Here is a 14,834-nt window from a genome sequence, read left to right on the forward strand (position 1 = left end):
CAGCCGCAAGGCTGCTTTTTTTTTACTTGATCGTCCCGCGCACGATGCGCCGGTACCAATAGTGCAACAGCGCGGCCGACAGTCCCAGGCCGACCATGGCCATCAGCCACATGCTGCCCGCGCCCTGCGGCGAGCCCGGCACCAGGATGGCGCGCACGCCGTCCAGGCCGCCGCGGCCCGGGCCGAAGCCGAACCACCAGCCGCCGACCAGACCGACGCCTGCCAGCGCCACCACTTGCAGCAGCAACGGCACCACCGCGACCTTGTAGGCGCGCAGCAGGTAGGAGTTGATGCATTGCATCGAGTCGAACAGATGGAACAGGGGCAGGACCGCCAGCAGGGTGGTCGCGACCGCGGCCACCTCGGGATTGTCGGTGTAGGCGGCCAGGATGAGCGGGCGGCCGGCCAGCAGCACCGCCGCCGTGAGCAGCGCGCCCAGGATGCCCAGGGTCAGGCCTGCCATGCCGGTGCGGTGCGCATGCGCGAGATTGCCCGCGCCGATGGCCTGCGCGGTCAGGGCCGCCGTGGCCACGCCCAGCGCCATCGGCATCATGTAGCAGAGCGCGGCGAGGTTGGACATGATCTGGTGGCCGCCGGTCACGAACGTGCCTTCGCGCGCCACCAAGAGGGCCATGAAGGTGAAGGCCGACACTTCCACCAGGTAGGAGCCGCCCATGGGTATGCCCAGGCGCAACAGTTCCTTGAGCGTCTTCCAGTCGGGCTTGCCGACGTGCAGTTTGAAGCGCCGGTAATAGCGGTCATGGGTGATGACCCACAGGCCCAGGCCCAGGCTCATCCATGACACCACGGCCGTCGCCAGGCCGGCGCCGGTGGCGCCCATGGCCGGCAGTCCCAGCTTGCCGTAGATGAACAGCCAGTTGAAGAAGGCCTTGAAGCCGATCGCCGTCAGGTTGATGGCCATGACCAGCTTGGGGCGCGAGACCGAAGTGCCCAGTGCGTAGATGGTGCGGAACACCAGCGCGGCGGGCAGGGCCAGCACCAGGGCTTGGAGATAGGAGCCGATGCGTTCGCGCACGCCTGGGGCGACCTCGCCCGACATGGATAGCCACATGTCCGGGAACAGCATCAGCACGGCGCCCACGACCGAGAGCCCGAGCGCCAGCCACACGCCCTGGCCCCAGCTGCGGCCGACCTCGAGATTGTTGCCGGCGCCGAAGTGCTGGGCCAGGATGGGGATCAGGGCGTGCACCACGCCCATCAGCCCGACGAAGATGGTGATGTAGATGGACGCGGACAAGGCCATCGCCGCCAGGTCGGCGGCGCTGGAGTGGCCGGTCATCGCGGTGTCGAGCACGCCGAAGGAGATGCCGGCCCATTGGCTGACCAACACCGGCCAGGCCTGCCTGGCGATGCCGCGCAGGGTGGCGCCGAAACTCATCGGCGCGGCGGGCGCGGGCGTCATCGGGGGGCGCCGACTCTGAGCAGGCGGAAGACTTCCTGGCGGTCGGCGCGCCGGCCGCCTTGCCACAGCACCTCGGCGCCGTCGCTGTAAGCGGCGGTGTTGTCGCGCAGGCTCTGGTTGCTGGTCTGCTGCAGCACCAGCGTGCACTTGGAGTCGAACGTGAACGTCAGATTATTGAAGATCAGGAAGGAGGCGCGCTGCCCGCTGCCCAGGCTCAGTCCGCGCACGCACTCGCCAGGGCGCACGTTCTGCTCCAGCGCCTGGGCCAGTTGGCCCGACACGGTGCGATAGCTGCGGGCGTAGTCCACGGCGGGTTGCCACAACAGCACCAGCAGGATCCAGGTCACGGTCAGGCCGCCGGCCGACAGCACGGTGCCGCGCCATAGCGCCTGCGGGCGCACCCGCAGCCGCCACACCACCAGCGCGATCCAGCCCACGGTGAACCCCAAGGCCAGCGCGAATGCCACCCAGGAGATCTCGGCCTGGTAGCCGGTGGTCTGGCGGGCGATATTGCGGGAAATCTGCGCCGGCCAGCCGAAGTGCAGGGCGACCCAGCCCAGCCAGACCGTGGCCGCCGTCAGCGAAAAGCACATGACGGCGAACCAATCCAGCGTGTTGACCACGCCGCGGCGCAGCGTGGGCAGCGAGAATGCGCCCAGCACCGCGCAGGGCACGGCCAGCAGCACGTATTCGGAATCAGACGCTTCTTCCAGGCCGAACAGCACGACCAGGGAGCACGCCAGCAGGGTCAGGGGCAGCCAGATATGGGGCGAGTAAAGCCAGGCGCGCCAGCGCCAGATGGCCAGCAGGGCTAGCGGCCAGGTCGGCCACAGGTACCAGGGCAGGTCGCGCAGCATGCGTCCCGTGTCATGCCAGGTCGGGATGGCGAAGGACGACAGGTTCCAGGTCTTCCAGTTGCGGATCCAGTATTCGCTGCTGTGGCTGGCGGGAATCCACCAGGCCAGGATCAGGAGTGCGGCCAGCAGCGCGGTCCAGGGCAGCCAGCGGCGGCATTTCCACAGCCGGCTGCGGGGATAGAACGCCAAGAGCGCGCCCACCATGATGGGGAGGGCGCCGACCCAGCCGCGGGTCAGGAAACTGGCCGCCAGGGCGATGCCCAGGGTGGTGCTGCCGGTGAGCGGCCGGTCGATGCTGCGCGCCAGCGAATAGAAGGCAAGCGCCTGCCACGCCATGATGGCGGGCACGACGGTGGTCTCGTGGGTGCGCTGCAGGATGCCGACCGTGGCCAGCAGCAACAGCAGCGCGGCGTCCGCCAGCATGCGGCCGTAGTCGCGGGGTTCAGGCTCGCCGCCGAAGGGCAGGGCCAGCGGCTGCGCTTCGGCGCGGCGGCCCAGCAGATAGGTGCCGTACCAGACGCTGGTCGCGGTGATGCCGAACCACAGCAGATTGGGCAGGCGGCCGGCGGGAATATCGCCGATGATGGGGCCGAACAGCCAGATGCAGATCGCGCCCACCCAGGTGATCAGCGGACCTTCCTCGGCATGGGCCAGGTGCCCCACCTGCGGCAGCAGCCAGGTGATGCCGCCTTCGCGGATCGCCGTGAGCATGGTCGCCAGCCCCACCGCATCATCTGTTTTCCACGGGTCGCGCATGAACAGGCCGGCCACGATATAGGCCAGCGACAAGCCCAGCAGGATCAGCCTGGGCAGTTTCGCGGTGGCCACGGACGTGAGCCGGGCCGGAGTGGAAAGTGAAAGTGGGGACACGGGCGTTAATGTAACCGAGTGGTCTGATTGCGCTAGTACCCAGCGTCAAAACTGGACGGCCAGGGAGAAAAAAAAGCAGCCCGGAGGCTGCCTTTTTGCTGCGGCTCCCGGGGGAGCGACAGATCAGGAAGCGGACTTGACCGTGCCGGCAGTGCGGGCGAAGCGGGCGCGGAACTTTTCCACGCGGCCGGTTTCGACGATGCGGGTCTGGGCGCCCGTGTAGAACGGGTGCGATTCGGAGGTCACGTCGCACTTGAAGAGCGGGTACGTCTTGCCGTCCAATTCGATGCTTTCGCGCGTGTGCACGGTCGAACGGGTGATGAACTTGTTGCCCGTTTGCAGGTCGGCGAAGACGACTTCGCGGTATTCGGGGTGAATGCCTTCTTTCATGGTGCTTTCCTAGGGCTCTTTCGAGCCTTGCAAGTTGTTAGGGTCGCCAGCAGGACGCGCGTTCATCCCGCCTGCCCGGCAATCTCTCCGATATTCATCGCAGGCTGCCCAGCGGCCGGATATTCGTCGACTGTTCCAGCCACGTATCCAAAAAGTAACCCCAAATTCTAGCATGGGAATTTTGGCCAGGCCAAGAGGGAAGCAGGGCCCGTGCTGGGCCCGCTTCTTTCTAAAAATTAGGGTCGGATAAAGGCCTGCGCTCAGAGGTCCGTGCGCAGCTTCCAGATCTCCGGGAACAGCACCACTTCCAGCATGCGCCGCAGGTAATCCACCCCCGACGTGCCGCCGGTGCCGCGTTTGAAGCCGATGACCCGCTCGACCGTGGTGACGTGGCGGAAACGCCACAGGCGGAAGGCATCCTCCAGGTCGGTCAGCTTTTCTCCCAGCTGGTACAGGTCCCAGTAGCGGTCGGGCTCGCGGTAGACCGTCAGCCAGGCGGCCTCCACGCCGGCCGACGATTGGTAGGGCTGGGTCCAGTCGCGCTCGAGGTGGTCGGCCGGCACGTCCAGGCCGTGGCGCGCCAGCAGCCGCAGCGCCTCGTCATAAAGCGACGGCGCTTCATAGGCGCTGCGCACCTGGGCCAGCAGGTCCTCGCGGTGCGCATGCGGCTTGAGCATGGCGGCGTTCTTGTTGCCCAGCAGGAATTCGACCTGGCGGTACTGGTAGCTCTGGAATCCGCTGGAACGCGCCAGGTAGGGACGCAGTGCGGAGTATTCGGGCGGCGTCATGGTCGCCAGCACGTCCCAGGCATGGACCAGCTGTTCCATGATCTTGCTGACGCGGGCCAGCATCTTGAAGGCGGGCTGCAGCCGGTCGGAGGCCACGTTGGCGATGGCGGCGCGCAGTTCGTGCAGCATCAGCTTCATCCAGAGTTCGCTGGTCTGGTGCTGGATGATGAAGAGCATCTCGTTGTGCTCGGGCGACAGCGGATGCTGCGCGCCCAGCAGTTCGTCCAGATGCAGGTAGTCGCCGTAGGTCATGTCGCGCGTGAAGTCCAGCTGCGCTTTTTCCTGGCGGACGATGTCCTCGGGGCGTTCGGAGTGGCTCATGCGCGGCCTCCGTGGCAGGGCGGCGCGGCGCGGCGCGCGGAGGCGGGCAGGGCGCGCCACGAGGGCGCATGGGGGCGGGCGCAGGCAAGCGCCGCAGGCAAATCGGAATGGTCTTTCATGGTCATGCTTCCAGAACCGGCGGCTGAACCAGGTCAGCCGCCTGTGGCCAGCGGACCAGCCTACAGTTCGCGCAAGACGGCGCGAACCGGGCTGGCATCGGCCTGGACCAGCGCCAACGGCAGTGCGATCAACTCGTAATCGCCTTCCGGCACATCGTCGAGCACCAGGTTTTCCAGTACCCGCATGTCGTGCCGCAAGATCGTATGGTGGCTGTCCAGGGTCTTGCTGGACGCGGGGTCGATGCTGGCCGTATCCAGGCCGATCAGCATGACGCCGCGTTCGGCCAGCCATTCGATGGTCTGGGGCGCGTAGGCGGAGAAATCGTCGGTCCACCAGTCTTGCGCGGCATGCTTGGCGGTGCGGACCAGCACGCGGGGCGGCAGGTTCAAGGCCGCATGGGCCAGGTGGTCCACCGTGATGAGGGGGCCGCAGTCGACGGCATGGATGACGCGACAGGGGCCCAGGAACGGCTCCAGCGATACCGCCCCGATGGCGGCGGCGCCGTTCTGGTAGTGCAGGGGAGCGTCAGCATGCGCGCCGATGTGCGGCGACATGGTGATTTCGCTGACATTCACCGGACAGCCGGGCGCAAGCGACCATTTCCATTGCTGGCGGTACGGCGTGTCGCCAGGAAAGACCGGCGATGCCGTGGAGACGGGCGGGGAAATGTCCCACAAGCGTTTCATGTCAGGCGGGGTGGGTCGAGAGATGCGTTAAGCCTAAAGCAATTGCGGGCGCTAGTCTAACGAATTCGGGCGCCGTCCGCAGCCCCTACAGGCCGCCCAGTTCGGCCATGGACACGACCGTGCCGGCGGCCACGATCAGATGGTCCACCAGCCGGATGTCCACCAGCGCGAGCGCCTGTTTCAGGTGCTGGGTGAATATGCGGTCCGCGGCGCTGGGCTCGGCCAGGCCGGAAGGGTGATTATGGGCGATGATCAGGGCGGCCGCATGGTGGCGCAGGGCTTCGCGCACGACTTCGCGGGGGTAGACCGATGCCTGGGACAGCGTGCCGCGCGCCAGTTCGCCGGTGGCGATCAGGCGCAGCCGGTTGTCCAGGTAGAGCGCGATGCAGTGCTCCACCTGGCGGTGTCCCAGCGCCATCTTGCAATATTGTTTTACCTGCGGCGGGTGGTTCAGGTTGCTGTTGCGGGCCAGATCTTCCTCGATGGCGCGGCGGGCCAGTTCCAGCAGGGCGGCCAGCATGCATGCCTTGGCAACCCCCAGGCCGCGAACCGTGGCGAGTTCCTCGGGCGTCGTTCCCAGGAGCCCCCGCAGGCCGCCGAATCTGGCCAGCAGCTGGTTGCCCAGTTCCACCACGTCCAGGCCGGGAATGCCGGTGCGCAGGGCGACGGCGAGCAGCTCCGCGTCCTGGAGGGTGGCGGCGCCGTGGCGCAGCAATCGCTCCCTGGGGCGCTCGTGTTTGGGCAGCCGGTCGGACAATTTCATAAGAGGCTCTAAAATCAAGGTTTATTCAATTGCATATACGGTGGCAGATCTTGAGCATCGCCTCTAATGAAGTGAACGTTTTGGTCCGTCCGGATTCCTACCTGACGTTGCACTATCGCATCACGCTGGCCTCCGGGCCGGGCAAGGATTCCGTGTTCGCCGACACTTTCGACGGCCGTCCCGGCACGCTGCAGATGGGTAGCGGCCAATGGGCGCCCGGCCTGGAAGCCGCGCTGATCGGCCGCGCCGAGGGGGAGCGCTTCAGCGTCACGGTGGAGCCCGCCGATGCCTACGGCGAGCGCAACCCCGAACTGATCCAGCGCGTCACGCGCGCCATGCTGGCCGAGCATGCCGACGCCGACGCCACCTTCGAGCCGGGCGACCTGGTGGAATTCGCCGCGCCCAACGGCGGCCGCTACTCGGGCGTCCTGAAGGAAATCAACGACGAATCGGCCCTGTTCGATTTCAACCACCCGCTCGCGGGCATCAGCTTGCGGGTGGACGTGGCGCTCTTGGGAGTCCTCTGATGAGCCAGCTTGTCACCGCCGCCGACGCCGAGGTCCTGCTGGCGCAGCCGCGCGGCTTCTGTGCCGGCGTGGATCGCGCCATCGACATCGTCGAGCGCGCGCTCGAGCTGCACGGCGCGCCCATCTACGTGCGCCACGAGATCGTCCATAACCGCTACGTGGTGGAAGACCTGCGCGCCAAGGGCGCCATCTTCATCGACGAGCTGGACGACGCGCCCGCCGGCGCCATCGTGGTGTTCTCGGCGCACGGCGTGTCCAAGGCGGTGCGGGCCGAGGCCGAATCGCGCGGGCTGCGCGTGTTCGACGCCACCTGCCCGCTGGTCACCAAGGTCCATATCGAGGTGGCCCGCATGCGTGCCGCCGGCCGCGAGATCATCATGATCGGCCACAAGGGCCATCCCGAGGTCGAAGGCACGCTGGGCCAGGCCCAGGGCGGCATGTACCTGGTCGAGACCGCCGAGGACGTCGCCAGCCTGCAGGTGACCGATCCCGAGAACCTGGCCTACGTCACGCAGACCACCTTGTCGGTGGATGACGCGGCGGCCGTGTCGCGGGCGCTGAAAGCGCGCTTTCCCAATATCGTCGAACCCAAGAAAAGCGATATCTGCTACGCCACCCAGAACCGCCAGGACGCGGTCAAGGTCATGGCGCCGGAATGCGATCTGGTGCTGGTGGTGGGCAGCCCCAATAGTTCCAACTCCAACCGGCTGCGCGAAGTGGCCGAGCGCAAGGGCGTCGCGTCCTATCTGATCGACGGCGCGCAATCGATCGATCCGGCCTGGCTGGTGGGCCGCAAGCGCATCGGCGTGACCGCGGGCGCTTCCGCGCCCGAGATCCTGGTGCAGCAAGTGATCGACCGCGTCAAGGAGTTGGGCGCGCTGTCGGTGCGCACCATGCCGGGCCTGGAAGAAAATGTCGCGTTCCCGCTGCCCAAGGGCCTGTCCCGCAAGTCGGCGCAGACGGAATCGCTGGAATAAGCAGGCGGGCGCCACGCGAGCGCGGCGCCGCATCAGAACATCAAGGAGACTTCATGCAGTTGTACAGCTACTTTCGCAGCTCGGCCGCGTACCGCGTGCGCATCGCCCTGAACCTCAAGGGCTTGCCCTACGAATACCTGCCCGTGCATCTGCTGAAGGATGGCGGCCAGCAGTTGTCGGCGGACTACCGCAAGCTGAATCCGACCGCGCTGGTGCCCACGCTGATCGATGGCGACGCCGTCATCGGCCAGTCGCTGGCCATCATCGAATACCTGGAAGAAACGCATCCTGAAGTGCCGTTGCTGCCGGCGGACGCCATCGGCCGCGCCCGGGTGCGCGATCTGGCGCTGGGCATCGCCTGCGACACGCATCCCTTGAACAATCTGCGCGTGCTGAAGTATCTGAAGCACACCCTGGGCGTGGACGAAGCGGCCAAGACCGCCTGGTACAAGCACTGGGTGCATCAGGGCCTGGAGGCGCTGGAGGCGCAACTGGCGGGCTCTTCCGCCACCGGCCGTTTTTGCCACGGCGACACGCCCACGATCGCCGACCTGTGCCTGGTGCCCCAGGTGGCGAATGCCCAGCGCTTCGACTGCGACCTGTCGGCCATGCCCAACGTCGTGCGCATCGATGCCGCCTGCCGCGCGCTGCCGGCGTTCGACGCGGCCGCGCCGGGCAAGCAGCCCGACGCGGAGTAGCGGCAGTCCGGGTGCGGATCGGCTCAGCCGATCTGCACCGGCACGAAGATCTTGTCTTCGCCGCGCTGTACCAGCAGGGCGACCGTCTTGCCCGCCTTGGACAGCGCATCCTTCACCTGCGCGACATTGCGTACCGGCACGCCGTTCAGCGACAGCAGCACGTCTCCGGGTTCGATCCCGGCCTTGGCGGCCGGTCCGATCGAACGTTCGATCAGCAAGCCCTCGGCGCCGGCCGCCTGCTGCTCCTGCGGGCTCAGCGGCCGCAGTGCCAGGCCGAGCTGGCCGCGCTGCACCTCCTGATCTCCCGCCGCGGCCTGCGTCTTGTCCTTGGGCACGCCGCCCAGGGTGGCGACCAGTTCCTTCTGCGAACCGTTGCGCCAGACGTCCAGCTTGATCTTCTCGCCCGGCGTTGCCAGCGTGATGGTGGAAGCCAGGTCGCCCGAGGACACGATGGTCTTGCCGTCGATCTTGCGCACCACGTCGCCCGGCTGCAGGCCGACCTTGTCGGCGGCGCTGCCTTTCTCCACGCTGGACACCAGCGCGCCCGAGGGCGTATCCAGCTTGAAGGAGTTGGCCAGGTCCTGGTTCACTTCCTGCACCGTCACGCCCAGTCTGGCGTGCTGCACCTTGCCGTGTTCGAGGATCTGGTCCTTGATCTTGTAGGCCACGTCGATCGGGATCGAGAACGACAGGCCCTGGAATCCGCCGGTGCGGCTGTAGATCTGCGAATTGATGCCCACGACTTCGCCGCGGTCGTTGAATAGCGGGCCGCCCGAGTTGCCGGGGTTGACCGCCACGTCGGTCTGGATGAAAGGCACCGAGGTGTCGTCGGGCAGCGAGCGGCCCTTGGCGCTGACGATGCCGGCGGTGGCGGTGTTTTCCAGGCCATAGGGCGAGCCGATGGCCAGCACCCATTCGCCCACCTGCAGCTGGTTGACGTCGCCTACCTTCACCACCGGCAGGTTCTTGGCGTCGATCTTGAGGACGGCCACGTCGGTCTGCGGATCCGAGCCCAGCACGCGGGCCTTGTATTCGCGGCGGTCGGTCAGCTTCACCGTGACTTCCTTGGCGTCCTGCACCACGTGCGCATTGGTCAGGATGATGCCGTCGGCGCTGACGATGAAGCCGGAGCCCTCGCCGCGCATGGGGACTTCGCGCGCGGGCCGCTGGCCGCGCGCGCCGGGGATCTGCCCGAAGAATTGGGCGAAGGGATCGCCTTCGTCGGCGGACACCTTGCGCGTGCCGCTGACGCTGATGTTCACCACGGCCGGGCCGAAGTCGCGCGTGATCTGCGCGAAGTTGGGCGGGCTGGACGTGCCCGGCGACTGGAGGGGGGAGGTGACGGCCGGCGCGTTGGCCGCCATCGAAACGCCGCCGGTGAAGGCGGTTGCGCCCGCGCCGCCTATGGCGCCGGCTGCCAGCAGCGCCAGCACCAGGCGCGAGGGTTTCATTTGGGTGGTCTTCATGTCGGCTCCTGCGTTCATGTTGAAGGACATGGCGCTATCTTCGGGCCTGACACTTAGGCGAGCCTTAAGCCGGGAAAACCACCTTTACGCGCAGGCCCGCGCCCACCGGCGTGTCCTGCAGTTCTATCGTGGCGCCGTGCTGGTCGGCGATGCTGCGTGCGATCGCCAGCCCCAGGCCGCTGCCGTGCTGCGCATTGCCTTCGACGCGGTAGAAGCGATCGAACACGCGTTCGCGCTCGTCCGGCGCAATGCCGGGGCCCTCATCGTCGATCAGCAGGGTCGTCTCTCCGGGCGCTTGTTCCAGATGGAGGTGGATGCGCTTGCCGGCGGGCGTGTACTTGATGGCGTTGTCCAGCAGGTTGCGCGCCAGCAGCGTCAGCGCGTCGCGGTGCCCCCGCACCGATGCTTGCGGCGCGCCGTCCAGGTCGATGCTGATCGATTTCGCATTGGCCTGGGGCAGCATCTCGGAGAGTGCCTGGCGCAGCACGTCGGCCAGGTCCACGGCTACGGCCGGCGCCTGTCCGGCCGCGCTTTCGTGGCGCGCCATGGATAGCAGCTGTTCGACCAGGCGCGTGGCACGGTCGATGCCTGCGGCCAGACGCTGTTCGGCCTGCCGGCGCGCATCCGTGTCGTTGGCGCGTTGCAGGGCCTGCAATTGCAGGCGCAGGGCCGTCAGAGGCGAGCGCAGTTCATGCGCCGCATCGCCGACGAATTGCTTCTGCTGCGCGAAAGCGCCGCGCATGCGTTCCAGCAGCAGGTTCAGTTCCAGCACCAGCGGCCGGATCTCATCGGGCAGGCCGTCCACGCTGACAGGCGAAAGATCCTCGGGCTGGCGCGCCGCGACCTGGGCGCGCGCCCGCTTCACCGGCCGCAGCGACCAGCTGACCACGCACCAGACGATCAGCATGAGCAGGGGCGCGGCGGCGGCGATGGGAGCGATGGTGCGTAGCGCCAGCGCGCGCGCCATGCTGGTCCGCACGGTCATGTCCTGGGCCACCTGGATGACCTGGAAGGGCGTGGCCAGCGAATACACGCGATAGGTGCCGCCCTCCATCTTCGCGTCGGAAAAACCGAGGATGATCTGGTCCGGCAGCGGGCGGCGGGAACGGGAATTGAAGACGCGCACGCCGTCTGGCGTCCAGATCTGGATGATCAGGTCATCGGCCACGGGCGAGCCCGCGCCGCGCGCGTGCGCCGGGCCCGTGCTGAGCAGCCCGTCGCCCGTGCCCAGCGACAGGGCGGTGCGCTGCAGCAGCGAATCGAAGATGTCGTCGGCCTGCGCCAAGGTGCTGCGGTAAGCGATGGCGCCTTGCACCAGCGCGCCGACCACGATGGCGGCCAACAGGAAGAAAAGCAGCCTGGCTCTCAGTGAGTAGCTAAGCGGAATGCTCATGTTTTGGGGATGACATAGCCGACGCCTCTGACGTTCTGGATCAGGTTCGGACCCAGCTTCTTGCGCAGGCCATGAATATAAACCTCAACCGCGTTGCTGCTGATGCTGTCTTTCCAGCTGTACAGTTTTTCTTCCAGTTGGGCGCGCGAAAAAATCATTCCCGGGCGCGCGATCAACGGTTCCAGCACCGCCCATTCGCGCGCGGTCAGCGTCACGGGGGCGCCGTCCACCATGGCGGCGTGGGACTGGGGATCGATGGTGATGCCTTCGTGTTCGAACACCGGCTCGGCGCGGCCCGCGCTGCGGCGGATCAGGGCGCGCATGCGGGCCAGCAGTTCGTCCACGTCGTAGGGTTTGACCACGTAGTCGTCGGCGCCGGCGTCCAGCCCCGCGATGCGGTCGCTCACCGCGTCGCGGGCGGTGGCGATCAGCACCGGCGTGCGGTCCTTGCGCGTGCGCAGGTCGCGCAGCAGCGACAGGCCGTCGCGCTTGGGCAGGCCCAGGTCCAGCAGTATGAGGTCGTAGGTGTCGGTGCGCAGCGCGAGTTCCGCGGCATTGCCGTCCTTGACCCAGTCAACGGCATAGTTTTCGGCGCGCAGGCAGTCCAGCACGCTCTCGCCTATCATGAGGTCGTCTTCGACAAGAAGGATGCGCATGGTCGTGTCCGCCGGGATGGTCCAGCGGGTTGGACGCACGGCGGCGGGCGGGAGTTCCCGGGCGCAGGGCGGCGTGGAACGGGCGCGGAAATGAAAAAAGCAGCCCGAGAGGGCTGCTTTTTGGAATCTGGTGCCGGCAATAGGAGTCGAACCTACGACCTTCGCATTACGAATGCGCTGCTCTACCAACTGAGCTATGCCGGCAAGACCATTTGCTTCTGAACCGCAAGCAAAACATCTTTGTTTTTCCCGGTCCGTCACCCTGTTTATGGGGTCCGATCTGGAAAGACCGAGATCATATCAGAGTTTTTTTGCGTTGGGAAACCAAGCAGGCCAAACAGGCGAAAAATTCAGCGATTTGCACAGTTCGAATTTTTAGTTCATAATCTCGTTTCTTAGCAGTTCCCCGATAGCTCAGTCGGTAGAGCGACGGACTGTTAATCCGCAGGTCGCTGGTTCGAGCCCAGCTCGGGGAGCCAAAGAATTCGGGGCCATTCACGCAAGTGAGTGGCCCTTTTGGTTTGCTCCATCGGAATGGCGAGCATGGAAGATCGGGTATGGACGACAAGCGCATAGGCGTGACGGTGATTTCCGGTTTCCTGGGTAGCGGCAAGACGTCGCTGCTCAACCGCCTGCTGCGGGATCCGGCATATGCTGACGCCGTCGTCATCGTCAATGAGTACGGTGAGATCGGTGTGGACCATCACCTGGTACGCCAGGCGCGTGACAACATCGTCCTGGTCGAGGGCGGCTGCCTGTGCTGCGTCGTCAGCGGCGCGGTGGTCGAGGCCTTGCGCGAATTGTTCATGCTGGCGCTCAGCCGCAAGATCAAGCCCTTTCGCCGCGTGCTCATCGAAACCAGTGGGCTGGCCGATCCCGCGCCCATCCTGTTCACCCTCAAGCACGACCGCTTCCTGGCCGAGCGCTATGCGTACCACGGAGCGATCGTCCTGGCGGATGCGCGCAACGGGTTGGACCAGCTGGAAAAGCAACCCGAGGCGGCCCGCCAGCTGGCCCTGGCGGACGTGGTGGTGTTCAGCAAACCGGATCTGACGGACGCCGTGCGCCTGGAGCGTATGGGGCAGGCCGTCGCCGCCATCAATCCGGGTGCGCAGCGTTGCGTGCAATGGCCCGATGCGCCGCTGGCCGACGCACTGCGCGTTGGTCTCGATATGCGGGCCAGGCGCGATGGCGCCGCCTTGGCGAACTGGCTGCGGCCGTACGCGCAGCCGCGGGCGGGCGGCCATGGCAATGTGGGCAGCTTCTCCCTGGCTTTGGTTGCGCCTGTCGGGCGCGCGGCGTTCCTTGCTGGCGTGTCGCGGATCCTCGAGCGCTATGGGTCCGGCTTGCTGCGGATGAAGGGGCTGGTGTGCTTCGAGGGCGAGGCGCTGCCGTGCGAGGTGCATGGCGTGCATGGAGAGCTTTATCCGGTGATGCCGCTTGACCAATGGCCGGACGGCGACAGGGTGTCGCAACTGGTCTGCATTCTGCGCGGGCTCGAGGTGGCGGAGGTTCGTGCCGCCGTCGGCGCCGCGCTCGGACAGCCCGTCCCTTGAATGTCCCTGTCAGATCGGCCCTGCAAACGGCGAGTCTTGATTTTGATGCCGGTGTTGCACCGAAATACGGTATAACCGGAGCAGTCTGGTGCAAGAATCGAGACAATCATGGATCGTTTGAAAGCCATGCAGGTGTTCGTGGAAGTCGCTGACAGGGGGAGCCTGTCGGCGGCGGCGATTCATCTGGACATGTCGCGCGCCATGGTGTCGCGCTATCTCGCGGAAATGGAGCAGTGGGTGGGGGTGCGCCTGCTGCACCGCACGACGCGGCGCCTGAGCCTGACGCCCGCCGGCGCCGAAACGCTGCCGCGCTGCCGGCAGATGCTGGACATGGTGGGGGATCTGCGCAATGCCGTGTCGACCCCGGACGACACGCCGCGTGGCCTGCTGCGCATCACCACCAGCATGTCATTCGGCTCCCGCCATCTGGCCAGCGCCATCACCGACTACGTCAAGCTGCATCCCGGCACCTCGGTGGATCTGATGCTGGTGGACCGCGCCGTCAATCTGGTGGAAGAGCGCGTCGACCTGGCTGTGCGCATCACCAACGACCTGGATCCCAACCTCATTGCCCGCAAGCTGGCGGTCTGCCGCTCGGTGGTGTGCGCCTCGCCCGAGTACCTGCAGCGCGAGGGCGTGCCGGCGCGCATCGAGGACCTGTCCTTGCGCAACTGCCTGACCCATTCGTATTTCGGCAAGAGCCTGTGGCGCTTCGAGCGCGACGGCGAGCCAGTGGACGTGCCTGTCAGCGGCAACATCAGCGCCAACGAGGTGTCGGTGCTGTCGTGCGCGGCGCTCGAGGGCGCGGGCATTGCCATGCTGCCCACCTACTTTGCGGCCGACCACATCGCATCGGGCCGCTTGCGGGCCATCCTGACGCAAAGCAAGCCCCAGGAGCTGGGCATCTACGGTGTTTACGTGTCGCGCCGCCAGATGCCCCTGATCCTGCGGTCCATGCTGGATTTTCTGGTGAGCCGCCTGGAATCCACGCCGTGGGACCGGCCTGTTGCGTAGTTTTCGCGCCGCTTGCGGCGTTGTGCGGGCTTGAGGGTGGGGTATATGGCGGTATAATTGAACAACTGCTTGAATATGTTTGGCGCGGTAGGCTTATGCCTGTCAGCGTGTAGTCTTAGAAAACATCCAAGAATCGTGGTTGCGGCTCGAATGAGTCGCGGCATCGCGGAACCGGTTTCCGCATGCGCCGGGGGAAACGTATCGGGTTTGTGGGTTGCGGCGGTCTGTTCGCGCTGTCCAAGCCTCGATGATCAGGTCCTTGATATCGATTGCCGCAGCAAGACGGCGCCGGGTTGCCGGCGTGCTCTGCGGGCTGGCCGGCGATTTCT

14 protein-coding genes and 2 tRNA genes are annotated in these 14,834 nt (G+C 66.4%); 6 read left to right on the forward strand and 10 right to left on the reverse strand.

Annotated features, from left to right (window positions below):
- Positions 1-22: 22 nt before the first annotated feature.
- The 6 genes from BRO63_RS08150 to radC form a co-directional block, all read right to left on the reverse strand.
- Positions 23-1,423: an MATE family efflux transporter gene (locus BRO63_RS08150; RefSeq protein ID WP_088139241.1), complete on the reverse strand. Its 1,401-nt coding sequence runs from the start codon at positions 1,421-1,423 to the stop codon at positions 23-25.
- The gene (locus BRO63_RS08155; RefSeq protein ID WP_088139242.1) at positions 1,420-3,150 is read right to left on the reverse strand and encodes an ArnT family glycosyltransferase; all 1,731 of its coding nucleotides are present in this window, start codon (positions 3,148-3,150) and stop codon (positions 1,420-1,422) included. Before BRO63_RS08155 ends, BRO63_RS08150 begins: the two co-directional genes overlap by 4 nt.
- A 123-nt stretch (positions 3,151-3,273) precedes the next feature.
- A complete protein-coding gene (locus BRO63_RS08160; protein WP_025140210.1) occupies positions 3,274-3,540 on the reverse strand; it encodes a type B 50S ribosomal protein L31 in 267 nt (88 codons plus the stop codon).
- A gap of 260 nt (positions 3,541-3,800) precedes the next feature.
- Entirely contained in the window at positions 3,801-4,649 is an 849-nt protein-coding gene (gene kynA / locus BRO63_RS08165) for a tryptophan 2,3-dioxygenase (protein ID WP_088139243.1), read from the reverse strand.
- 179 nt (positions 4,650-4,828) lie between these two features.
- The gene (gene kynB / locus BRO63_RS08170) at positions 4,829-5,455 is read right to left on the reverse strand and encodes an arylformamidase (protein ID WP_059379291.1); all 627 of its coding nucleotides are present in this window, start codon (positions 5,453-5,455) and stop codon (positions 4,829-4,831) included.
- Positions 5,456-5,540: 85 nt separating this feature from the next.
- On the reverse strand, positions 5,541-6,218 hold the full coding sequence (radC, locus tag BRO63_RS08175; protein ID WP_088139244.1) for a RadC family protein: 678 nt from the start codon (positions 6,216-6,218) through the stop codon (positions 5,541-5,543).
- 50 nt (positions 6,219-6,268) lie between these two features.
- Here radC and BRO63_RS08180 point away from each other — a divergent pair, with 50 nt between their 5' ends.
- The 3 genes from BRO63_RS08180 to maiA are packed head-to-tail and all read left to right on the forward strand — an operon-like array spanning position 6,269 to position 8,420.
- Positions 6,269-6,745 (forward strand): FKBP-type peptidyl-prolyl cis-trans isomerase, encoded by a 477-nt coding sequence (locus tag BRO63_RS08180; RefSeq protein ID WP_088139245.1) that lies wholly within the window; start codon positions 6,269-6,271, stop codon positions 6,743-6,745.
- A complete protein-coding gene (gene ispH, locus BRO63_RS08185) occupies positions 6,745-7,722 on the forward strand; it encodes a 4-hydroxy-3-methylbut-2-enyl diphosphate reductase (protein WP_088139246.1) in 978 nt (325 codons plus the stop codon). The genes BRO63_RS08180 and ispH overlap by 1 nt, the downstream gene beginning before the upstream one ends.
- 53 nt (positions 7,723-7,775) lie before the next feature.
- Entirely contained in the window at positions 7,776-8,420 is a 645-nt protein-coding gene (gene maiA, locus BRO63_RS08190; RefSeq protein ID WP_088139247.1) for a maleylacetoacetate isomerase, read from the forward strand.
- 23 nt (positions 8,421-8,443) lie between these two features.
- Here the strand turns inward: maiA and BRO63_RS08195 are convergent, their stop codons facing one another.
- The 4 genes from BRO63_RS08195 to BRO63_RS08210 all read right to left on the reverse strand — a co-directional run bounded on the left by BRO63_RS08195 (position 8,444) and on the right by BRO63_RS08210 (position 12,139).
- The gene (locus tag BRO63_RS08195; RefSeq protein ID WP_088139342.1) at positions 8,444-9,886 is read right to left on the reverse strand and encodes a DegQ family serine endoprotease; all 1,443 of its coding nucleotides are present in this window, start codon (positions 9,884-9,886) and stop codon (positions 8,444-8,446) included.
- A gap of 64 nt (positions 9,887-9,950) precedes the next feature.
- Positions 9,951-11,279 carry an ATP-binding protein gene (locus BRO63_RS08200; RefSeq protein WP_088139248.1) on the reverse strand — a complete coding sequence of 443 codons (1,329 nt, stop codon included), beginning with the start codon at positions 11,277-11,279 and terminating at the stop codon, positions 9,951-9,953.
- Positions 11,276-11,935, reverse strand: a complete 660-nt coding sequence (locus BRO63_RS08205; RefSeq protein WP_088139249.1) for a response regulator — start codon at positions 11,933-11,935, stop codon at positions 11,276-11,278. Before BRO63_RS08205 ends, BRO63_RS08200 begins: the two co-directional genes overlap by 4 nt.
- 128 nt (positions 11,936-12,063) lie before the next feature.
- Positions 12,064-12,139: transfer RNA gene (locus tag BRO63_RS08210), tRNA-Thr, on the reverse strand.
- 199 nt (positions 12,140-12,338) lie between these two features.
- Here BRO63_RS08210 and BRO63_RS08215 point away from each other — a divergent pair.
- The 3 genes from BRO63_RS08215 (at position 12,339) to BRO63_RS08225 (ending at position 14,505) form a co-directional block, all read left to right on the forward strand.
- Positions 12,339-12,414, forward strand: a tRNA-Asn gene (locus BRO63_RS08215).
- A gap of 78 nt (positions 12,415-12,492) precedes the next feature.
- Positions 12,493-13,491, forward strand: a complete 999-nt coding sequence (locus tag BRO63_RS08220) for a CobW family GTP-binding protein (protein ID WP_088139250.1) — start codon at positions 12,493-12,495, stop codon at positions 13,489-13,491.
- A gap of 108 nt (positions 13,492-13,599) precedes the next feature.
- Complete coding sequence (locus BRO63_RS08225) at positions 13,600-14,505, forward strand: LysR family transcriptional regulator (RefSeq protein WP_088139251.1); 906 nt, start codon at positions 13,600-13,602, stop codon at positions 14,503-14,505.
- The last annotated feature ends 329 nt before the right edge of the window (positions 14,506-14,834 follow it).

Origin of the sequence: Achromobacter xylosoxidans (assembly GCF_002192695.1) — a bacterium.
In the GTDB taxonomy this organism is placed as follows: Bacteria; Pseudomonadota; Gammaproteobacteria; order Burkholderiales; family Burkholderiaceae_B; genus Achromobacter; species Achromobacter xylosoxidans_C.